The sequence below is a fragment of the Cohnella massiliensis genome (genome assembly GCF_900169535.1).
In the GTDB taxonomy this organism is placed as follows: Bacteria; Bacillota; Bacilli; order Paenibacillales; family Paenibacillaceae; genus Cohnella; species Cohnella algarum.
On the sequence record NZ_LT821258.1, the window covers coordinates 120,671 to 139,136 of the forward strand.

The following is an 18,466-nucleotide window of genomic DNA, read 5'->3' on the forward strand; positions in this document are numbered from 1 at the left end:
CCTCTCGCGTTTGCTTCGCTTTCCGTCACCCGGCCGTATAAATCTGATCGAACGTGCCGCCGTCGGCGAAGTGCGTTTTTTGCGCTTCCGCCCAGCCGCCGAAATCTTCGTCGATCGTCAGCAGATTGAGAGCCGGGAACTGATCCTTGTATTTGTCGGCGACCGATTGAAGGCGCGGCCGGTAAAAGTTTTTCGCCGCGATTTCCTGGCCCTGCTCCGAGTACAGGTAATTCAGATATGCTTCCGCGACTTCGCGGGTGCCTTTTTTGTCTACCGTTTTATCGACGATCGCGACCGGGGGTTCAGCCAAAATGCTGATCGAAGGCGTGACGATTTCGAAATCGTCGCCGAACTCCTTGAGCGCCAAATACGCTTCGTTCTCCCATGCGAGCAGTACGTCGCCGATGCCTTTTTCAACGAACGTCGTCGTCGAGCCGCGAGCGCCCGTGTCGAGGACCGGCACGTTCTGGAACAAGGCTTTCAGAAAATCCTTCGTTTGCGCTTCGTCGTAGCCGAGCGTCTGCGTCGCGTAGCCCCATGCCGCGAGATAGTTCCATCTTGCGCCGCCCGACGTTTTCGGGTTCGGGGTGATGACTTGAATCCCTTCCTTGACGAGATCGCCCCAATCCTGGATGCCCTTCGGATTGCCTTTGCGCACGAGGAAGACGATCGTCGACGTGTACGGCGTGCTGTTTTGCTCGAATTGCTGCTGCCACTCGGCATCGAGCAGCCCTGCCGCCGCCACCTCGTCGATATCGTAGGCGAGCGCGAGCGTTACGACGTCCGCTTCCAGGCCGTCGATGACCGAACGGGCTTGCTTGCCGGAGCCCCCGTGCGACTGCTTGATCGTAACCGTCCCGCCGTTCTCCTGCTTCCAATAGTCCGCGAAGCTCTTGTTGAATTCTTCGTACAGCTCGCGGGTCGGATCGTAGGATACGTTAAGCAGCTCGGCGTCGATCGGGGCCGGTTTTTCGCTGCCCGACGGCGAAGCCGATCCGCTCGGGGACGCGCTTTCGGCCGGACTGGCCGACGGGGATGCCGAAGGGCTGGCCGCGCCGCCTCCGTTGTTGTTGCTGCCGCCGCCGCATGCGGATAACGCGGAAATCAAAAGCGCGAAAACGACGAGCAAGCTTGCCGATTTGAAGCCGTTCCTTCTTTTCATTGACCATTCTCCCTTTCCGTTAATTCCTACCCGTTTAGTATGTTTTGGTATTTGCTTGAAATAATAGCATTCGGGTTGGAAAACTGTCAATAACAAAATTTAAAATCATTTATCAAATTAGCTTATGAAAAAAAGCCATTTCGCGGCAAAAACCGACTCGCTCCGGCGAAATTTTTAACCGCGCACCCCGAACTGGGCATTCGCATAGAATGAACCGACTGTTCACAACGATTAACGGAGGTTTTGAAAATGAGCGTGGCGAACGCCTTCCCCGCAGAGCAGAAATATATTTATAAGCCCGATCCCGAGCTGACGCGGCATTTGAAATCCGTTCAGGATCACGTGCACCGGGTGTGCGCCCCCCACCTGAACCGGCCGGTCATGGTGGAAACGATGGACGGCGACGTCTTCGAAGGCCACATCGTGCATTGCGACAAAGGCGTTCTGTACTTGAGGCTGTCCGCGGAAAGAACGGACCGCGCCTTCTTTCCCGGCCCTTTCGGCGGTCCGGGCCCGTACGGCAATTTCATCCTGCCGCTCGTTCTGTTCAATCTGCTGACGATTTCTTTGCTTTAACCCGAGTTGCACAAAGCTTCGCCATTCTACTTTGATTCTTAAGGAGCGATGACTTATGGCCTTCATGCCGCCTTTCGGACCCCAAGGCACCCAGCAGCCCCCGACCGCGCCGCCGCCGCTCTCGGCGCCTCCGAGACCCCAGCAGCAAGCCTCGCTGCTCGCCGTCGATCCCGGCGCGATTACCGGCTGCCTGTTTCGCAACACCTACATTTGGCCGACCAGCGGTCCCGGATTTTGGTTTTACCCGATTTTCGTCGGCAGCACGTCGGTCTCGGGCTTCCGGTGGACCGGCTGGACCTGGGTTTTTTCCGGCTTCGACACGCGGCGAATCGATTCGTTTTCCTGCTTCTGATCTGGGGAATATAACGGAAATGGAATATGCGATTTGCGGAAATTCGGCGCGAAAACGGGGAGAAACGAGGAAATAAGGGCTCTGATTTCCGTTACATTTTGAAAAGGGGCCATTGGGGAGAAATAGCGAACCCCCATCTCCGTTAACCAGGAGATGGGGGATAAGAGGAGTTGCGGTCGTTTGGCTGCCATTTTCCCCGACGGTTCGGAACGCTTCCCGCTTACCCGCGATGGTTCCGCCCGCGGACGTGAACGACTTCGACGAAGGGACGGATCCGGTCCATCAGCCGTTGGCCTTTATGCATTTCCTCGCCTTCCTTGTGCGTGAAGCTGAAATGCCGTTCCAGCGAGTCGAAGTCGTGGTTCGACGTGTAAAAGGTCGGCTTGCGGTTCATGCGCGCGTTCAGGATGGCCCCGAGCACATGATCGCGCACCCACGGGCTCAAATTTTCCGCGCCGATATCGTCGAAGACGAGCAGATCGGCTTCCTTCATCAGCGTCAGCGTTTCCTTCAGCTTTTGCGGCTCCATCATGAGCGCCTTGGCGTCTTCCACGAACTCCGGCATGTAGACGATCACGCCCGAGTACCCCGCTTTGGCCAGCTTATGAAGCAAAAAGGCGGCCATGTACGTCTTGCCCGTGCCGAAGCTTCCCATCAGGAACAGCCCTTTTTTCTGCAAGCCTTGCTCCTGCGTCCGGTCGATGTAGGCGAGCATCTGATGAACGGCATTGATCCGTTCGGGATCGAGGTCGAACATTTCCTCCAGGTCGTAATCGGCGTCGAAATCGATGTTGGCGTTTAAGCTCGTAATCCGGCGCCGAAGCTGCTCCTGCTGCTCGTACGCGGTCCATTTCGGGCAGGCGGCTTTGTGGTCGTACAGCTGCCAGCGGCCGTTCACCTGGTCGCACGTGATGCGGGTATAGTGCCCCTGCATATCGTTCGGACAACGCTCAAGCCCCGGGCATTCCTTGCAATTGCGGTATTCGGCCGCGCATTGATGCAGCCGGTTCATATTGATTCTGAGCGTCCGCTCGTCCAGCCCGGGATAGCGGGAACGAAGCTTCATCACGAGCGGGTCCCTCAGCACGCGTTCGGCCAACTGCTCGACGTTTTGCAGCTCCGACGCTTTTCTCCAACCGCGGATGACGTCTCCCAGCGACTCCATGGCTCTCTCCTCCCTTCCGTCAGCCTTTATCCTTCAATTTGCGCACTAGCTCGCGCATTTTCTCGACTTCCTCGGGAGGAATCTCCTCCTTCGGTCCGCGGTCCTCCACCACCGTCATCGCCGGCTTGCGGCGCGGGCCGGTTCGCCCGCGGCCGCCGCCCGCGGCCGAGCCCTTGGACGCATCGTCTTCGCCCCGTCTTCTCCGCTCCAGCGTCTCGTTCAGCTTTTCCTGCTCGCGCACGTAAACCGCCGCTTTTTCGAACGTGTCGATGCCTTTGGCGAGCATGTTGGAGGCGATCGAGTCGATGAAATTTTTCGTCAATCGCTGCGTATGGTTCATGCCGAACACATAATGGATGAGAACGTTGATGACCGGTTCGGGCAGCTTGTAATTCAGGTCGACCCTTTCGAAAATGCGCACGAACGCGTCCGGCACGGCCCCCGGAAAATAGCGCTGCAGCATCCGGGTGTAGGGCTCGTTGCGCAGCATCCGATTGTACGTTTCGACGGACGTTTTCATGCCGAAGCGGTCCGGGATCGCGAACGGCGGAACGCCGGAAGCCCCGCGGTCGAAATCGCCGGCTTCGGGCGCGTAACCCGGCGTTTCCGCCTCGGCCGTGCCCGTCCGGGCCAGGAGGCGTTCGCGTTCCTCTTCCCGCTTCCGGTCTTGCCGGTACATCAGATTCGCCTTCGCCTGAAGCTCCTCCCAGCGCAGCGTGCCGTCCTCGAAGAAAACCCCGTCCTCGTTCAGCAAGCGGCAAATTTCCGGCACTTCCAAATCGTATTTGTAAGCCAAATAGTTCAATTGGTCCATCGTTTCCGGAGCTCTGTACAGCCGTTCGACGAAGCGGCGGTTCGGCGAGCTGCGCGGAAACCGGAGCAGCATGTCGGCGTGGCGGATCCGCTCCGGAGGCCGCACGGCGCGATTTCGCTCGGTTCCGGCGGCGCTCTCCGCGACCGCTTCCTCGAACCCGGAATCGGCCGACCCGGCGCTCAGGCGAAAAATCTCGTAAAACGGGACGGTCGCCTCCTCCCGGTTCAAAAATCGGCTCAGCCCGGAGGGCTTGGCCGGCGCCAGCGATTCGCGCAGCTCGTCGAACGCCATCTTCCCGATTTTGTCGCGGAGCAGCAAAGCGAGGTGAACGGTCGCGAAAAACTCCGCCGCGCCGAGCGGCCGCTGCAGCGCGTATTCGTAAATCGTTTCGTCCTGGACGGGATCGTGCCGGCGAAACACTTGCATCAATCCGACGGCCTCCAGCCTGGAGGCTTGTTCGATCAGCGTTTGCCTGCCGTCCGGGCTCATCTCCAAGTCCAACCCGAGAAATAGCTTGCGCTGCGCTTCCAGCGCGGAGTAGCCGACCCGGTCCCCGGCCAAATGTTGATATAATAATTGATAAAAGCTTGCGGCAAACGCGCCGACCATCGGCTGATACAGCTGTACCAGCATCTTTCGGTCGAGCCCGCTCAGCGCGAAATCCCGATAGACGACAAAGCGATGATGTTCCGTAAATTCCAACCGGTTCGATACGCGCATGGCGAGCCCGACCACTCTTTTCGCATAATATTTATAGGTTAGTCTATTGTAGCATAAACATAGGCGGCGCTGACCGACAAAAAAGAGACCCCCGCAAGACGCCTGCGGAAGTCCGATTGCATGCTTGCCGGCATCGGCCGGAGCGGCTTGCGAAGCTGCCGGAACGGCTTATCGCCGAACGTCCCGCGCCGGCTGCGCGTCGCGAAACACCCAAAGCTTCGTGCCGGTGTAATTGACCGCGAGCGATGCCCCGACCGACACCAGCTTGGCCGCCCACGCCGCGAAGCCGAGCCCGTGCTCCAGCCCGAGCAGCACGCCGGTGGCGCAGGCGAACGAAAGCGCGTTAACGATCATGAAACGAACCCATTCCCCCGCATTCGCCCGCTCCTGAACGCGGAACGTCCAGCGCCGGTTCAGCCAGAAGCTGTTGACGACGCCGCAGCCGTACGAAACGATTTGCGCGACTCCCGACATGACGTCGAATCCGTATACCAAAGCCGCAAAAACGGCGAAATCCACGCCCGTGTTCGCAACGCCCACAAGGCCGTATTTCGCCACCCGCAGCCATTCCTTATTTGCCATTCCGCACCGCTCCGATCCGTTCTGCCTAAAACATCTTGTAGCCGTTTTTGCGGAGCGAGCGAATCGCCCAACCGCTCGTCAGCGCGCCTCCGATGCCGGCGAGGAACGGCCAGAGGAAGACGCCGAGAAACGCCAGCAGGCTCAAGTCGGGCTTCCAAAAATACCAGACGCCGAGCGGGAGCACGATAATGACATACAGCCAGGTCGGCAGCCACGTCGTTTTAATCAGCATATTCAAAATAAAGCCGATCCCGAAAAACAGCACGAAAAACAGCACGGTCCCGACGATTTCCTGCAAAATCTCCCGCATGACGAAAAATCCCCCCGAGATGGTATCACTACTCAGTTTACAAGATCGGTCTCGGGACAGTCAATCGAAACCGCTTTTATTCGGACGCTCATCTTCCCGTCAGGCCCGCGTTCACTTCATTGTCATCGCTTTGTCAACGATTTGCTTTACCTTTCGTTTGCCCCGCCTCCCTCGTTCCGCTACAATTAATAAATAGAAGGAAGCAGACAAGCTAATCACGACAGGGGAGAATGGTTTCATGAGCGAAGCAGCCCAAACGCTGGAAGGCTGGTACGTATTGCACGATTTTAGAACGATCGACTGGACGGCCTGGAACGCCGCTTCGTCCGCGGAGCGGGAGCAAGCGAAGAACGAGCTTGCCGGCATGGTGGAGCAATGGGAAGCGGTCGAACAGCGGAAAGAAGGAAGCCTGGCTTTATACGCGATCGTAGGACAAAAAGCGGATATCGTCTTTATGCATTTGCGGGAGACGCTCGAAGAACTGAACGCGGTCGAGAACGCCCTCAACCGCTCCTCGGCCGGCCGTTTTCTCAAGCCCTCCTATTCCTACGTGAGCGTGGTCGAGCTCAGCAACTACATGGGCCAGCCCGGCGTCGATCCGATGCAGGTGCCGGAAATCGCCGCGCGGCTGAAGCCGACGCTGCCGAAGACGAACCATATTTGCTTTTACCCGATGAACAAACGCCGCCTGCTGGACGACAACTGGTACATGCTGCCGATGGAAGACCGCAAGGCGATGATGCGCAGCCACGGGATGATCGGCCGCAGCTATGCGGGCAAGGTCAAGCAGATCATCAGCGGCTCGGTCGGCTTCGACGATTGGGAATGGGGCGTCACGCTGTTCGCGGACGATGCCCTCCAATTCAAAAAGCTCGTCTACGAAATGCGCTTCGACGAAGTCAGCGCCCGTTACGGCGAGTTCGGCGCGTTTTACGTCGGCAACCGGCTCGACCGGGAATCGCTCGCGGATCTGCTGAAAGCCTGATCCTCGTCGGCAAACCGGCATTATCCGCAGCTTAAAAGGCCGCACCCTTCCGGAAAGGGTACGGCCTTTTCGTTTATTCGTCTTCTTGTATCCGATGCCTCTTATTCGTCATCGTCCAGCGCCTTCATCTGCGCTTCCCATTCGGCCCGCCGCTGTTCCTCCAGAAATTCCTGCGTTTTGCGGTCGCGCTCGCGGCCCTTCTCCTTGAGCCGCTCGATGCCGGGCTGAATGAGCAGGTCGATTTCCGCCTGCACGATGGCCGACAAGTCGTACCGGGATTGCGCCTCCAAAAACCCGCCCACTTCCATCAGCGCGTTGTAGCGGTTCAATTCGTCGCGGGTCAGCAATCCCCGAACCTGCACGCTGCAATGTCTCATTACAGGAATTTGCCTTTGCGCAGCACGAGCGGAATGCCGCCGATGATGAACAGGTAGCGCAGATCGATCGCCTTCTTCAGCCAGGAGGCGACTCGGCCTTTGTACTTCTTGCCGAACGCGATGCCGATCGCTTCGCCTTTGCCGAGAGAGGCGACCGTTCCCTTGTTGCTGAACACGAACGGCTTCGACGTCTGGTTGCGGATTTGGGCGACCAGATTGTGCGCGCAATTGACGCCTTGCTGCATCGCGATTTGCGCCGTCGGCGGGTACGGGCGCCCTTCCTCGTTGAACATCAGCGAATTGTCGCCCAGCACATAAATGTTCTCATGCCCCGGGGAACGCAAATATTCGTCCACTTTCACGCGTCCGCGCGTCGTCTCGAAGCCGGCTTCCTCGATCAGGCGATTGCCGCGCACGCCCCCCGTCCAGATGACGGTTTGGGATTTGATTTCCTCCCCTTCGCCGACGACGACGCCCTCCGGCGTGCATTCCCTGATGGCGGTGCCGATTTTGAAAATGACGCCCTTCTTCTGCAGCACCTGCATGCCGTATTCGACGAGCTCCGGATCGAATCCCGGAAGCGCCGTCGGCGCCGCTTCGATGTTGTAAATTTTCACGAGGCTGCGGTCCACGTCGAACTGCTTGCACAGATCGGGAACGCGATCGGCCAGTTCGCCGATAAATTCGATGCCCGTAAATCCGGCTCCGCCGACGATAAACGTCAAATAATCGGTTCGGTGCGGCTCCCGCTTATAGCGGGCGAACTGATATTCGATATGCTCGCGGATCAGCCGGACCGAATTGATGCTGCGGATCGTAAACGCGTGTTCGGCCAAGCCCGGAATGCCAAACGTTTCAGGTTCTCCTCCGAGGGCGATAACCAAGTAATCGTAAGAAAGCGTGCCGTCTTCGAGGATGACCTTGCGGTCTTGCGGACGGATTTGCACGACGGTCGATTTGACGAAGTCGATCTTGAATTCGTCGATCAATTTCGAAATATTGACGCGGGCGTTGTCGGGATGGTCCGTCCCGGCCGCCGGCATATGCAGATGAGTCGTAATATAATGATAATCGTGTTTATTTACTAATGTAACATCCGCTTCATTGTAATTTAATTCCTTCTGGAGTCGCAAAGACGTTAGAATGCCGCCGTATCCCGCCCCCAGAATGACGATTTTCGGTATGCTGCTCATGGTTAAATCCCATCCAATCCTGTGTTTGTTTCTCTCCTATTATGCCCATTTCCTCACCGTACAACTGAATCATATAGGCTTTCACTGCTATTTTCAAGTTTCATATGTACGAAATTGTTTGGACATCTCCACAAAAATAAGAGGGATTTTTTTAGTGCCGATTGCATAGTTTTCATCAAACTTACGTTCCCTATGCGCGGGCCGGTTTCTTTTGCCATCGTTCAAGGTTATAATTTTCATATTAAACGGAGGTGTCACCTATGGATCAAGCTCTTGGAGAAGTCAGGGACGTAGCGATTATCGGCGGAGGCCCCGCCGGGATGTTCGCGGCTTTTTACGGCGGAATGAGGCAAATGTCGGTAACGTTGATCGAAAGCATGCCGCAGCTGGGCGGGCAGTTGGCCGCGCTGTATCCGGAAAAGTATATTTACGATGTCGCGGGATTTCCGAAGGTGACGGCTCAAGAGCTGGTGGACAACCTCAAACGGCAAATGAGCCTGTTCGAGCCGGACGTTCGTCTGGAGGAAAAGGTGCTGAGCGTGAGCAAGCTGGAAGAGCGGCTGTTCGAAATCGTCACGGACAAAGGCGTCCACCGTGCCCGCGCGGTGATCGTGACGGCGGGCGTCGGCGCGTTTGAGCCGAGAAGGCTGGAACTGCCCGAGGCGGCCAAATTCGAAAAGGCCAATCTTCATTATTTTATAAGCGATTTGGAGCGGTTTCGCGGCAAGAAGGTGCTAATCAGCGGAGGGGGCGACTCGGCGGTCGACTGGTCGCTCATGCTGGAGCCGATCGCGGAGCAGGTGACGCTCGTCCATCGGCGGGACAAGTTCCGGGCGCATGAGCACAGCGTGGAACTGCTGAAGCAGTCGAACGTCAACATCGTCGTGCCGACCGAAATTACGGCGCTTCACGGCGAGGACGAAATCCGCAAGGTGACGCTGACCCATACGAAGACGGGGGAAACGCAGGAAGCCGACGTCGACGCGGTGATCGTCAACTTCGGCTTCGTCAGCTCCCTCGGCCCCATTTCCGAATGGGGACTGGACATACGCGACGGTTCCATCGTGGTCGACTCCCGGATGGAAACGAGCGTTCCCGGCATTTTCGCGGCCGGCGACATTACGACCTACAACGGCAAGCTGAAGCTCATTGCCGTAGGGTTCGGCGAAGCGCCGACCGCGATCAACAATGCCAAGGTTTATATCGATCCGGGCGCCAAGCTTTCTCCCGGGCACAGCAGCAACATGAAACTGTAACGTTTGCAACGATTTTAGGGCATCCCCGTGGCGGTTCACTGCGATTTGCGATGACGCGGTCATGAAGGATGCCCTAATTTTTATGTTTCCGCATGCGATGTTGTTGCCGTACGGTCTTGGAACTAAACCGTCTGCTCTTCGGGCAAAGCCAATTCTCGCCGGTGGATCTCCGCTTGCAGCAACGACACGAACTCGTGCTCAAGCTGAAGACGAAGCGCATGGCGATAGGCTTCCAACAGCAATTCATCCGATAGAAGCGGCAACATGATCCACACCCTTTCCTCCTCAATTGGTTGTGAGGGCATCATAGCATGCGGCGGAAAAGGTGGACAAGGGTTCGCGCTGTCCACATTCCTAAGTGGACAACTTGTGGATATAATGTTGAAAAGCGTCGGTAAAGCCCGATTCTACACTGTGAACATTGTGGATGAAGTTATTCACAGCCCATTTTCGAACGTTTGCATAAAAAACTTTGATTGCGTAATTTGCGGTGATTAAACGAATGTATTGAAAATAATGTCATTTTCCCTCGTTTATTGCGGTCGAGTATTGACTTCCAATATCCAAATATGGCCGTTCCGGTCGATTCCGTAATCGTAGCCCAGCGACCCGACCCCCGGAAAGCGGCTTTCCAGCAGGCTTGTCGCGGTTCTCGTCAGCTGTCTCATTTCCCCTTTTTTCGCGCGGACGAGGCGCGGCGACAACGATCGCGAAATGCCTTGGGCCGCCGTCATCTGGCTGCCGCCTCGACAAAGATTGGTCACGAACAATCCTTTGCGCGCCATGCGTCCGACCATGGACCGGATCGTCCAGCTTCCGTTTTCCTTGATGTATTTGACCCGGTAATCGATCGGCCTTCCGGCGATGCGGGCCAGATGAATGCCTTTTTGAATCAAGTAGGAGCGCCGCCCGCGCTTGTGGTTCAAGTGGGACAGCAGGCCTTGAAACGTTTGGAACGATTGCGTCCTGGCCATATACGTGCATTGATAGGTCCCTCCGACTCGGGACACTTTCATGACCCCGATGCCTCCGCCGCCGCGAACGGGCTTGATGACGACCATTCCGTACTTCGAAAGCATCTCGCGAAGAGCGGAAGCGTTGAACAATTTGGAAGGCGGAATGTGGCGGGCCACATAAGGATCGGTCCGCAGCGCGTTCGTCTTCAGCCACTTGCTGGCCAATTGCCGTCCCGACGAGATCGTTGCGAATTTCGCAGTTTCCATCCTCTGCGTCTCCTTTCCTGTTGCTACGCTATTATCTTACGGGGGCAAAAGGACAGGTTCTTGGATGAATGACGCCCGAAAATCGCCCGAAAAAAAACCGCCAGGGCTCGACGTTCGAGCCCTGGCGGCACTGCCCCGTACCTGTCAGCACGGTTCCGCGTTCGGTTTGCCGGCGTCGGTCGCCGTACGGAACGACGAGCCGCAGCCGCACGTCGCGGTCGCATTGGGATTGAAAATGGTAAAGCCTCCGGAAAGCCCGCTTTCCTTGAAGTCGATCTCGAGACCGTTCAAGTATTTCGCGCTGTCGGCATCCACGACAACCTTCAATCCGCGAACATCGAGGACCTGATCGTCTTCGTGCTGCTCGTCGTCGAATCCCATTCCGTATGAAAAACCGCTGCAGCCGCCTTCCTGCACACCGACGCGCAGGAACAAGTTCGGAGATTCCTCCGCCGCGAGCATTTCCTGGATTTTTTGGCTGGCCGTTTCGCTGATTTGAATCATGGACGATCCCTCCTTGCATGTAGTGACAAACCGTAAAAGAAAGCCCGTATTCAGCTTTCCCGCTGCTTCCCATTATACTCCTCGGGGTACAAAGCCTCAAGGGGGCACCCGGTTAGCGGGATTTACAGGGTGAAAGACTTAACCTTTCCCATTTGCTAAAAAACCCGGCGCGTCATGCGCCGGGCTCTTCCTCTTTCCAATCCGCGGGCGAAGCCGCTTGCTGCTGGTGCAAGGCCTTAAGTTCGATGCGGCAGCGGAAATGGCCGTTTTCGTTGATCAAAAATTCGGATAAACGTCGGAACACGTGGGCAAGCTCCGGCCCCGTCGAATCGGTATCCAGCCCGTAGCGGAACTGGTCGGCGGGCAGCCCTTTCACCTGAATCCGCTCTTCGTCCCGGCTTTCCGATTCGCGAATGCGTTTCCACTCCTTGGAGGGCTCGAACTTGTCCGCGCGGCGTACGATTTGCTCGTATATATGCTGCTTTTTCAGCCACATGTAATATTGAATCGGGTTGTTCAGCCCCCAAGCCTGGCTCAAATCCTTGATCGTATATGCGGCTCTGTATTTTTGCAAGGTTGCAACCTTTTCACTTTTTTCCATTTTCTCCAATTCCGCGAGGGGCAAAATGTCGGGCTTCAACGCGAACACCATCCTTCTACGTTATTTTTCGCTACATTTAACATAACCATATTTTACTTTATATTCAAGTTGATTCCCCTATTTGACATTAATTATACCTCATTTATTTTTGTTGCCGGGCGGAGATCGGAGGTTTATAATGTAAACTGACATTTCGGTTGCCGTGGCATTCGTTATAATCGGCTAAAAAGTTATTTTTTTCACAAACATTTTGCGCTGCACCGCCTTTGCAGCCATGAAATTGGATAAAAGGAGGCCGTTCAATGTCCCTTATTTTAACGAATCCGGATCGCAAAATGGCCGAAATCGCGGACAAAGTCCGCAACGGCGAAAGACTTGGCCTGGAGGACGGCATTTTCTTATACGAATCCGAGGACTTGCTCACGATCGGACAGCTGGCGAACGAAGTCAATTTGCGCAAAAACGGCAAAAAAGTCTATTTTACCGAAACGATGAGCCTTTACTTTACCAACGTTTGCGAATCGCACTGCGCGTTCTGCAGCTTCCGCAAGGATCTCGGCGAAGAAGGCTCCTATACGCTAACCCCGCAGGAAATGTTCGAGTACGTCGACCAGCACATTACGCCGACCGCGCGGGAGTTTCATATTGTCGGCGGCCACAACAACCACGTGCCGTTCGAATATTACGTCGAATCGATTCGCGCCTTGAAGGAGCGGTATCCGCACGTCACGATCAAAGCGTATACGGCCGCCGAAATCGATTTTTATTCGCGGCTTTCCGGCTTGAGTTACCGCGAGGTGTTGGAGCGGCTTATGGCGGTCGGCCTTCAATCGCTTACCGGCGGCGGCGCGGAAATTTTGTCCGATCAATACCGGCAAAAAATGCGGGTAGAAAAAGCCGGCATCGAGCAATATTTGGAAGTGCACCGGATCGCGCATCGGCTCGGGATGAAAACGCCGACCACGATGCTGTACGGCCCCGTCGAATCCGTCAAAGAGCGGGTCGAACACATGCTGCAGCTGCGGGCGCTGCAGGACGAGACGAACGGATTCCAGGTGTTCATTCCGCTGTCCATGCAGCCTTCCAGTCCGAAGGCCGGCATCCGCCGCCGCAATTCCGCGTTCGACGATTTGAAGGCGATCGCCATCGGACGGCTGATGCTGGATAATTTCCAGCACGTAAAGGCCTATTTCATCAATATCGGGACTCAATTGACGCAGGTGGCGCTTACGATGGGCGCATCGGACGCGCACGGCACGATCGTCAAAGAAAAAATCAGCCACGCGGCAGGCGCGCTGACGCCGGCCGGCATTACCCGGGAAGATCTCGTATGGCTGATCAAAGGCGCCGGCCGGATCCCGGTCGAACGCGATACGCTGTATAACGAATTAAAGGTGTACGAATAACCCGACGCTCGAAGCGGCAGGCGTAGCCGCTTTTTTTGCCGTGCGTTTCCTTCCTCGGGCCATACTAAGAAAAGAAGACATCAAAGGAGCCATTCCTGTAATGAATTAAAATGCGGTTTGCAAAACAAAAAGCGCCTCCTGTATGCTGGGTCTCGGAATGGTGCACATTCACTGCCCTAATTAAGAGGAGGACGCTCACTATGAAGTTTAACCAATCGAGCAAGCAAAATCAACGGATTTCGAGAATTTCTGAAACAACATTGGTCATCGGGACGGATATCGCGAAGCACAACCATGTCGCTCGGGCCTTCACCTACCGTGGCATTGAGCTCGGTAAGCGTTGCCTGTTCCAGAACGACGAGAATGGCCTACTGGACTTGTTGGCCTGGGCCGAATCCATCCAGCAAGAACATGGACTGACGGACGTACTACTTGGCGTAGAGCCCACCGGGCACTACTGGTTCCCGCTGTTTCACTTCCTGAAGCAGCGCAGCATCGAAGTGGTGCTCGTGAATCCGCATCACGTCAAGAAAAGCAAGGAACTCGACGACAACTCGCCGACCAAGAACGACATCAAAGATGCGAAGGTCGTCGCCAAACTCGTCATCGACGGACGCTATACACAGCCGCAGCTGCCGGAGGGTGTTTACGCCGACCTGCGTGTACTGATGAACCAGCGTGACCGTCTATGCGGGGATTTGAATCGGGTGAAAGGAAGAATCCACAATTGGCTGGATCGCTTCTTTCCCGAATATAGGCAAGTGTTTAAAGACTGGGAAGGCAAGGCCTCGCTCATTACGTTGCAACACTTTCCGCTGCCACAAGACGTCGTCTCCGCCGGCGAAACGACAGTCGTGGCGACTTGGAAGAAGAACGATGTGAAACGAGCTGTGGGCCCCAAGAGAGCGGGACTGCTCTACCGGAAAGCCCAAACGTCCATCGGCCTCACGGAAGGCGCTACGGCGGCCAAACATGAGCTAGCCATGTATTTGGAACAGTACGCCATGCTGTGCAGGCAGATCGAACAACTGATGGAGCATGTGGCGGATCTGGTGGAACAGATTCCGGGCGCCACCCACATGATGAGCATTCCGTGTATCGGCCTCATCACTGTGGCAGGATTCCTGGCGGAAGTCGGAGACTTGAGCGGCTACGATCACAGCAGGCAAATCGTTCGTCACGCCGGTCTCAGCCTGCGAGAAAACAGCTCCGGGCTTCACAAAGGGGAAACGACCATCAGCAAGCGAGGCCGTTAGCGTCTCTGGGCTTTGCTGTACCGACCGGCATTGACCTCGGTTGCCAAAAATCCGGAGTTCCGCGCACTGCACCTGTACTTCACGACGCGCCGGGATAATCCGCTGAAAAAAAAGCAGTCGATGATTGCGATTTCGAGCAAGCTCATTCGAGTCATGTTTGAGCTAGGCCGTAAACAGAAGAACTATGACGTCAGCAAAGTACTCGGCCCCCATCGGGAGGCTCAATTGCAAGCGGCAGCTTAATTCATTCACAGATGGATAACTCACTTTGGTTTCATCGCTTACACACATGTTGATCTTTGACAAACGAAGCACGGATAGGCTGGGAGTAATCGATTCCATTAGGGCAACGACCCCGTAAAGGAGCTAACCTGGCCTCCACCCCTTGAGAGGTAGAACGAAGGAATGTAAGGGCAACGACCCAGGGAGATATGGGAGGGTAAACCGCAAGGGCACATGTGGAGATCCATATGCGACCATACGGCTTTCAAAAAGCGGGGTGGTCCCCACCTCTATTCCCGCCAACAGGTCGATCCCAAATATTCGCTCCGCGTCAAATCTTATCCAAGGGAGCCTCGGATGTCAAAGTTGAAATCCTGAGAAAATGCGAGAAAAACGGAGAAAAGATTAATTTATTGAGGGAGTTTTCCACCATGAGCAACGTTGTCGTTCTCGGCGGCGGCTACGGCGGGCTGACCGTCGTACAGGAATTATTGCAGCATATCGCGGCGGACGTTCGCATCGTCCTGATCGATCGGAATCCGTTCGGCGCGCTCAAAACCGAATTTTACGCTTTGGCTGCCGGCACGTCGTCCGAGCTGGATATCCGCGTTTCGTTTCCGTCCCATCCTCAGTTGGACATCGTCTACGGCGAAGTCGAATCGGTTTCTTTCGAAAACAGAACCGTCCAACTGGCGGGCCGGGACCCGATTCCTTACGATTCGCTTGTCATCGCGCTGGGGTGCACGGACAATTTTCACGGAATCGAAGGCGCGCCGCAGCATTCCACCGGCGTCCAATCGCTGTCGGCGACCCGCCGGACTTATCAATTGCTTAACGATACGAAGCCTTACGGCCAAATTCATATCGTCGGAGGGGGACTGTCCGGCGTCGAAGTCGCTTCGGAATTGCGCGAAAGCCGTCCCGACCTGAACATCCGCATCTTGGACCGCAGCAGCCTGATGTCCGCATTTCCCGGGAAATTGCAAAAATTCGTCGCTTCCTGGTTCAAGGAGCACGATGTCGAGCTTCGCTCCCAAATTCATATTACCCGTTTGGAGGAAGGCGTCATTCATAACGGCGACGAGGAAATCTTGTCCGACGTCACGGTTTGGACGGCCGGCATCCAGCCGGTCGAACTCGTGCAAAAATTGACCTTCCCGAAGGACAAGCAAGGCCGGCTGATCGTGAACGAATGGCATGAGCTCCCCGATGCAAGAGACGTGTTCGTCATCGGCGACTGTTCCAGCCAGCCGTTTTCGCCCAGCGGACAGCTGGCCCAGGCGCAGGGCCATCAGGTTGCCCAGGTCATCGCGGCCCGCTGGGCGAACAAAGACATTCGCCTTCCCCGGATTCAACTGAAAGGAACGCTCGGCTCGCTCGGCAAAAAATCCGGCTTCGGTCTAATGGGCTCGACGCCGATTCTGGGACGGGTTCCCCGTTTGCTCAAAAGCGGCGTCCTCTGGAAAAGCCGCCGCCATTTCGGTTAAAAATCCCGTATTTTTACAGATCGTCGAGCAGCTTGTCGAGAGCCGAACGTTCGGCATCCTGCTCGCCCATCTCGGCTAAAATTCGATCGTACAGCTCGTCCGCGGTTTCCGCGAACACGGCCGTCCCGTTCACGAGCGCATACGGGGACAAATAACATTCCCCGCAGTTGCCGAGACATCCATACTCGACCGTTTCGACATCGGGAAGCTGCTCCAGTTTCCGCAGCACGCGATCGGTTCCGTGATGCATGTTGGTTACGCAAAATTCGACGATATGCACGGAAACCACCTCCCTCTTTGTTTTGCGGACATCCGTTTTATTTCCTTGCGTTTTGTACTATAATAAACCTAAGAAAGGAGTCGATAATGATGAGCGAAAACACGCAAACCGCAGACTCGATGTACGACGAAGTGCTCGAAGTGCTCGACAAGCTGCGTCCGTTCCTGCAACGCGACGGCGGCGACGTTGAACTTGTCGACGTGGAAGACGGCATCGTGAAGCTGCGCCTGATGGGCGCTTGCGGCAGCTGCCCGAGCTCCACGATTACGCTGAAAGCCGGCATCGAGCGCGCGCTTCTCGAAGAAGTCGAAGGCATCGAGGAAGTCGTGCAAGTGTTCTAATTTTTTGATTCCCATTCCCGTTTGATTCGTTTCGGACGGAAAGCGGGCCCCGCTTCGCCGATTGCCGGCGGCGGGGCCTTTTGCCTTTTCGGCGGCCGCTTACAATAGCTTGATGTTGTTTACGATCGGATCGAGTCCTCCCGAGACGTCGACCGTGTTCCCGGTAATGAAGTCCGATTCGGGCAAGCACAAAAAACCGATCACGCGGGCCACGTCCTCGCCCGTGCCCGGACGCCCGCGCGGAGATTCCTCGTCCTTCACGCCCTCGACGTCCGCGATGCCCTTTTCCTTATTCGCGCCGCGAATATCCCCGGGACAAATCATATTGACCGTAATGCCGTTGCCGGCTTCCTCGGCGGCGAGCGTTTTCGTGAACGAAACGAGCCCGACTTTGGCTGCCGCATAGACCGCCCGGTGCGGCCATGACCGCGCCTCTGAAGCATGCCCGAATCCGAAATGCACGATGCGTCCCCACTGCCGCCGGCGCATGCCGGGCAGCACGCGATGATCGAGCAGCATCGTGCCGACGAGGTTTCCGTTCATCAAATAATGAATCTGCTCGGCCGTATAGTCGGCGAACAGCTTGCGCTCCCGAATAAACGGACCGGCGTTGTTGACCAAAATATCGACCCGGCCGAACCGGCTTTCGGCTTCCCCTACCAGCCGCTCGGCATCATCGGGTTTTGCGATGTCGGCCTGCACCGCGATCGCTTGGCGCCCGAGCGCGGCGATATCCGCGCATACGCCCTCCGCCTCCGTTCGGCTCGATACGTAATTGACGACGACGTCGCAGCCGAGCGCCGCCAGCTCAAGCGCCGTGCGCCTGCCCAAGCCTTTTGCGCTTCCGGTGACAAGCGCCGTTCTTCCCAACAGCTTCGACAACCGTTCCCGCCCCTTCCCCGCAGCGCGGTTTACCCTTTATTCCGCGTTTGATCGCAAGTACGCAAAGGAGATGGCCAACGTTTTCACGACCATGTCCCAGCCGTCCTCCAAATCGTTCAATTGCGCCGACAGATCCTCCAGGCGAAGCCGGGAAAGATCGCGTTCCGGCTCCAAGCTTTGCAGCAAATCGTCCTGCAATTCGGCATTCATATGATGAACTTCCGTATTGCGCCTCTTGCGAAGCCGGTCGAGCGGAGGCTTGTACGCTTCCTTCCAATGCCCGAGTTTTTCCCCCAGCTCCCGATGGCGCCCGTCCTGCCTCATTCGGCGAAGCACCGTGAAATAGGAAAAATGCGGTTTGACTTTTTCCGTTTCGAGAGACAGGGCGTCGTTCAGCAGCGTGCCGAGCTTGTCAAGCAAGGCGAAAATGCGAATGTAGGCGTTTTTATCGAAATAAACGTACCGGTCGTAATCCAGCCGTTCCGCGTCCCCCAGCTCTTTCACGATCGTGGCGGTTACCCGGCTTCCGAAGCGGAAAGCGGCGTAACGGCTTTGCTCCAATTCATCCAGCGAGCGCAGTAGGCCTTCCGACCAGATCGCGTATTTGCGGAACCTGGCGTTGTCCCCGTGAATGCCGTTTGCTTTGTCGCGCAGACGGCCGATATAGCTCTCGATTTCCCGAACGGCTTCCGCGGGGGCGCCCTCCCACTTGCGGGGCGGTTCCCCGAATATCGATCTCAGCATGAAAGTTCCTCCAGCGTTTTCCGCCCTT

At 56.3% G+C, this 18,466-nt stretch carries 21 protein-coding genes and 1 pseudogene; 8 read left to right on the top strand and 14 right to left on the bottom strand.

The window, feature by feature from the left end; translation table 11 throughout:
* Nucleotides 1-25: 25 nt before the first annotated feature.
* Entirely contained in the window at nucleotides 26-1,162 is a 1,137-nt protein-coding gene (locus tag B7E11_RS10235; protein WP_080834036.1) for a sulfate ABC transporter substrate-binding protein, read from the bottom strand.
* Nucleotides 1,163-1,411: 249 nt separating this feature from the next.
* Here B7E11_RS10235 and B7E11_RS10240 point away from each other — a divergent pair, with 249 nt between their 5' ends.
* Together B7E11_RS10240 and B7E11_RS10245 are read left to right on the top strand one after the other, a co-directional pair.
* Nucleotides 1,412-1,738 (top strand): hypothetical protein, encoded by a 327-nt coding sequence (locus B7E11_RS10240; RefSeq protein WP_080834038.1) that lies wholly within the window; start codon nucleotides 1,412-1,414, stop codon nucleotides 1,736-1,738.
* Nucleotides 1,739-1,793: 55 nt separating this feature from the next.
* Nucleotides 1,794-2,090: a transporter gene (locus B7E11_RS10245; RefSeq protein WP_080834040.1), complete on the top strand. Its 297-nt coding sequence runs from the start codon at nucleotides 1,794-1,796 to the stop codon at nucleotides 2,088-2,090.
* Between the two features lie 220 nt (nucleotides 2,091-2,310).
* Here B7E11_RS10245 and B7E11_RS10250 read toward each other — a convergent pair whose 3' ends face one another.
* The 4 genes from B7E11_RS10250 to B7E11_RS10265 all read right to left on the bottom strand — a co-directional run bounded on the left by B7E11_RS10250 (nucleotide 2,311) and on the right by B7E11_RS10265 (nucleotide 5,681).
* On the bottom strand, nucleotides 2,311-3,255 hold the full coding sequence (locus B7E11_RS10250) for an ATP-binding protein (RefSeq protein WP_080834042.1): 945 nt from the start codon (nucleotides 3,253-3,255) through the stop codon (nucleotides 2,311-2,313).
* Nucleotides 3,256-3,274: 19 nt separating this feature from the next.
* Nucleotides 3,275-4,789, bottom strand: coding sequence for a DnaD domain protein (locus B7E11_RS10255; protein WP_080834044.1), 1,515 nt, complete (start codon nucleotides 4,787-4,789; stop codon nucleotides 3,275-3,277).
* Nucleotides 4,790-4,957: 168 nt separating this feature from the next.
* Nucleotides 4,958-5,371: a GtrA family protein gene (locus B7E11_RS10260; protein WP_080834046.1), complete on the bottom strand. Its 414-nt coding sequence runs from the start codon at nucleotides 5,369-5,371 to the stop codon at nucleotides 4,958-4,960.
* Between the two features lie 25 nt (nucleotides 5,372-5,396).
* On the bottom strand, nucleotides 5,397-5,681 hold the full coding sequence (locus B7E11_RS10265; protein WP_080834048.1) for a YuiB family protein: 285 nt from the start codon (nucleotides 5,679-5,681) through the stop codon (nucleotides 5,397-5,399).
* A 238-nt stretch (nucleotides 5,682-5,919) separates the two neighbouring features.
* On the opposite strand from B7E11_RS10265, the gene hemQ reads away from it, so the two are divergent.
* Nucleotides 5,920-6,666, top strand: coding sequence for a hydrogen peroxide-dependent heme synthase (gene hemQ, locus B7E11_RS10270; protein WP_080834050.1), 747 nt, complete (start codon nucleotides 5,920-5,922; stop codon nucleotides 6,664-6,666).
* A gap of 101 nt (nucleotides 6,667-6,767) precedes the next feature.
* On the opposite strand, the gene B7E11_RS10275 is transcribed toward hemQ, so the two are convergent.
* Complete coding sequence (locus tag B7E11_RS10275) at nucleotides 6,768-7,043, bottom strand: hypothetical protein (protein WP_080834051.1); 276 nt, start codon at nucleotides 7,041-7,043, stop codon at nucleotides 6,768-6,770.
* Entirely contained in the window at nucleotides 7,043-8,236 is a 1,194-nt protein-coding gene (locus B7E11_RS10280) for an NAD(P)/FAD-dependent oxidoreductase (protein ID WP_080834053.1), read from the bottom strand. The genes B7E11_RS10275 and B7E11_RS10280 overlap by 1 nt, the downstream gene beginning before the upstream one ends.
* A gap of 260 nt (nucleotides 8,237-8,496) precedes the next feature.
* On the opposite strand from B7E11_RS10280, the gene B7E11_RS10285 reads away from it, so the two are divergent.
* Nucleotides 8,497-9,492 (top strand): NAD(P)/FAD-dependent oxidoreductase, encoded by a 996-nt coding sequence (locus tag B7E11_RS10285; protein ID WP_080834054.1) that lies wholly within the window; start codon nucleotides 8,497-8,499, stop codon nucleotides 9,490-9,492.
* Nucleotides 9,493-9,614: 122 nt separating this feature from the next.
* On the opposite strand, the gene sda is transcribed toward B7E11_RS10285, so the two are convergent.
* The 4 genes from sda to B7E11_RS10305 all read right to left on the bottom strand — a co-directional run bounded on the left by sda (nucleotide 9,615) and on the right by B7E11_RS10305 (nucleotide 11,820).
* Nucleotides 9,615-9,758: a sporulation histidine kinase inhibitor Sda gene (sda, locus tag B7E11_RS10290; RefSeq protein WP_080834056.1), complete on the bottom strand. Its 144-nt coding sequence runs from the start codon at nucleotides 9,756-9,758 to the stop codon at nucleotides 9,615-9,617.
* A gap of 267 nt (nucleotides 9,759-10,025) precedes the next feature.
* The gene (locus B7E11_RS10295) at nucleotides 10,026-10,715 is read right to left on the bottom strand and encodes a YheC/YheD family protein (protein ID WP_080834057.1); all 690 of its coding nucleotides are present in this window, start codon (nucleotides 10,713-10,715) and stop codon (nucleotides 10,026-10,028) included.
* A gap of 144 nt (nucleotides 10,716-10,859) precedes the next feature.
* The gene (locus B7E11_RS10300) at nucleotides 10,860-11,219 is read right to left on the bottom strand and encodes a HesB/IscA family protein (RefSeq protein WP_080834059.1); all 360 of its coding nucleotides are present in this window, start codon (nucleotides 11,217-11,219) and stop codon (nucleotides 10,860-10,862) included.
* A 172-nt stretch (nucleotides 11,220-11,391) separates the two neighbouring features.
* Complete coding sequence (locus tag B7E11_RS10305; protein WP_213084133.1) at nucleotides 11,392-11,820, bottom strand: hypothetical protein; 429 nt, start codon at nucleotides 11,818-11,820, stop codon at nucleotides 11,392-11,394.
* Between the two features lie 302 nt (nucleotides 11,821-12,122).
* Here B7E11_RS10305 and mqnE point away from each other — a divergent pair, with 302 nt between their 5' ends.
* The 3 genes and pseudogenes from mqnE (at nucleotide 12,123) to B7E11_RS10320 (ending at nucleotide 16,191) form a co-directional block, all read left to right on the top strand.
* Nucleotides 12,123-13,226, top strand: a complete 1,104-nt coding sequence (gene mqnE, locus B7E11_RS10310) for an aminofutalosine synthase MqnE (RefSeq protein WP_080834062.1) — start codon at nucleotides 12,123-12,125, stop codon at nucleotides 13,224-13,226.
* A gap of 200 nt (nucleotides 13,227-13,426) precedes the next feature.
* Nucleotides 13,427-14,725, top strand: a pseudogene (locus B7E11_RS10315) (IS110 family RNA-guided transposase).
* 410 nt (nucleotides 14,726-15,135) lie between these two features.
* Nucleotides 15,136-16,191 carry an NAD(P)/FAD-dependent oxidoreductase gene (locus tag B7E11_RS10320; RefSeq protein WP_080834064.1) on the top strand — a complete coding sequence of 352 codons (1,056 nt, stop codon included), beginning with the start codon at nucleotides 15,136-15,138 and terminating at the stop codon, nucleotides 16,189-16,191.
* Nucleotides 16,192-16,204: 13 nt separating this feature from the next.
* On the opposite strand, the gene B7E11_RS10325 is transcribed toward B7E11_RS10320, so the two are convergent.
* Complete coding sequence (locus B7E11_RS10325) at nucleotides 16,205-16,471, bottom strand: YuzB family protein (RefSeq protein WP_080834066.1); 267 nt, start codon at nucleotides 16,469-16,471, stop codon at nucleotides 16,205-16,207.
* 89 nt (nucleotides 16,472-16,560) lie between these two features.
* On the opposite strand from B7E11_RS10325, the gene B7E11_RS10330 reads away from it, so the two are divergent.
* Nucleotides 16,561-16,812 (top strand): NifU family protein, encoded by a 252-nt coding sequence (locus tag B7E11_RS10330; protein WP_080834067.1) that lies wholly within the window; start codon nucleotides 16,561-16,563, stop codon nucleotides 16,810-16,812.
* Nucleotides 16,813-16,911: 99 nt separating this feature from the next.
* Here the strand turns inward: B7E11_RS10330 and B7E11_RS10335 are convergent, their stop codons facing one another.
* Nucleotides 16,912-17,694: an SDR family oxidoreductase gene (locus tag B7E11_RS10335; RefSeq protein WP_080834070.1), complete on the bottom strand. Its 783-nt coding sequence runs from the start codon at nucleotides 17,692-17,694 to the stop codon at nucleotides 16,912-16,914.
* 36 nt (nucleotides 17,695-17,730) lie between these two features.
* The gene (locus B7E11_RS10340) at nucleotides 17,731-18,438 is read right to left on the bottom strand and encodes a Cthe_2314 family HEPN domain-containing protein (protein WP_080834071.1); all 708 of its coding nucleotides are present in this window, start codon (nucleotides 18,436-18,438) and stop codon (nucleotides 17,731-17,733) included.
* Nucleotides 18,439-18,466 lie beyond the last annotated feature (28 nt).

Bases quoted from the DNA above. Each gene is read 5' to 3' on its own strand.
- B7E11_RS10235 (WP_080834036.1), bottom strand. From the start codon at position 1,162: ATGAAAAGAAGGAACGGCTTCAAATCGGCAAGCTTGCTCGTCGTTTTC.
- B7E11_RS10240 (WP_080834038.1), top strand. From the start codon at position 1,412: ATGAGCGTGGCGAACGCCTTCCCCGCAGAGCAGAAATATATTTATAAG.
- B7E11_RS10245 (WP_080834040.1), top strand. From the start codon at position 1,794: ATGGCCTTCATGCCGCCTTTCGGACCCCAAGGCACCCAGCAGCCCCCG.
- B7E11_RS10250 (WP_080834042.1), bottom strand. From the start codon at position 3,255: ATGGAGTCGCTGGGAGACGTCATCCGCGGTTGGAGAAAAGCGTCGGAG.
- B7E11_RS10255 (WP_080834044.1), bottom strand. From the start codon at position 4,789: ATGCGCGTATCGAACCGGTTGGAATTTACGGAACATCATCGCTTTGTC.
- B7E11_RS10260 (WP_080834046.1), bottom strand. From the start codon at position 5,371: ATGGCAAATAAGGAATGGCTGCGGGTGGCGAAATACGGCCTTGTGGGC.
- B7E11_RS10265 (WP_080834048.1), bottom strand. From the start codon at position 5,681: ATGCGGGAGATTTTGCAGGAAATCGTCGGGACCGTGCTGTTTTTCGTG.
- hemQ (WP_080834050.1), top strand. From the start codon at position 5,920: ATGAGCGAAGCAGCCCAAACGCTGGAAGGCTGGTACGTATTGCACGAT.
- B7E11_RS10275 (WP_080834051.1), bottom strand. From the start codon at position 7,043: ATGAGACATTGCAGCGTGCAGGTTCGGGGATTGCTGACCCGCGACGAA.
- B7E11_RS10280 (WP_080834053.1), bottom strand. From the start codon at position 8,236: ATGAGCAGCATACCGAAAATCGTCATTCTGGGGGCGGGATACGGCGGC.
- B7E11_RS10285 (WP_080834054.1), top strand. From the start codon at position 8,497: ATGGATCAAGCTCTTGGAGAAGTCAGGGACGTAGCGATTATCGGCGGA.
- sda (WP_080834056.1), bottom strand. From the start codon at position 9,758: ATGTTGCCGCTTCTATCGGATGAATTGCTGTTGGAAGCCTATCGCCAT.
- B7E11_RS10295 (WP_080834057.1), bottom strand. From the start codon at position 10,715: ATGGAAACTGCGAAATTCGCAACGATCTCGTCGGGACGGCAATTGGCC.
- B7E11_RS10300 (WP_080834059.1), bottom strand. From the start codon at position 11,219: ATGATTCAAATCAGCGAAACGGCCAGCCAAAAAATCCAGGAAATGCTC.
- B7E11_RS10305 (WP_213084133.1), bottom strand. From the start codon at position 11,820: ATGGAAAAAAGTGAAAAGGTTGCAACCTTGCAAAAATACAGAGCCGCA.
- mqnE (WP_080834062.1), top strand. From the start codon at position 12,123: ATGTCCCTTATTTTAACGAATCCGGATCGCAAAATGGCCGAAATCGCG.
- B7E11_RS10320 (WP_080834064.1), top strand. From the start codon at position 15,136: ATGAGCAACGTTGTCGTTCTCGGCGGCGGCTACGGCGGGCTGACCGTC.
- B7E11_RS10330 (WP_080834067.1), top strand. From the start codon at position 16,561: ATGAGCGAAAACACGCAAACCGCAGACTCGATGTACGACGAAGTGCTC.
- B7E11_RS10340 (WP_080834071.1), bottom strand. From the start codon at position 18,438: ATGCTGAGATCGATATTCGGGGAACCGCCCCGCAAGTGGGAGGGCGCC.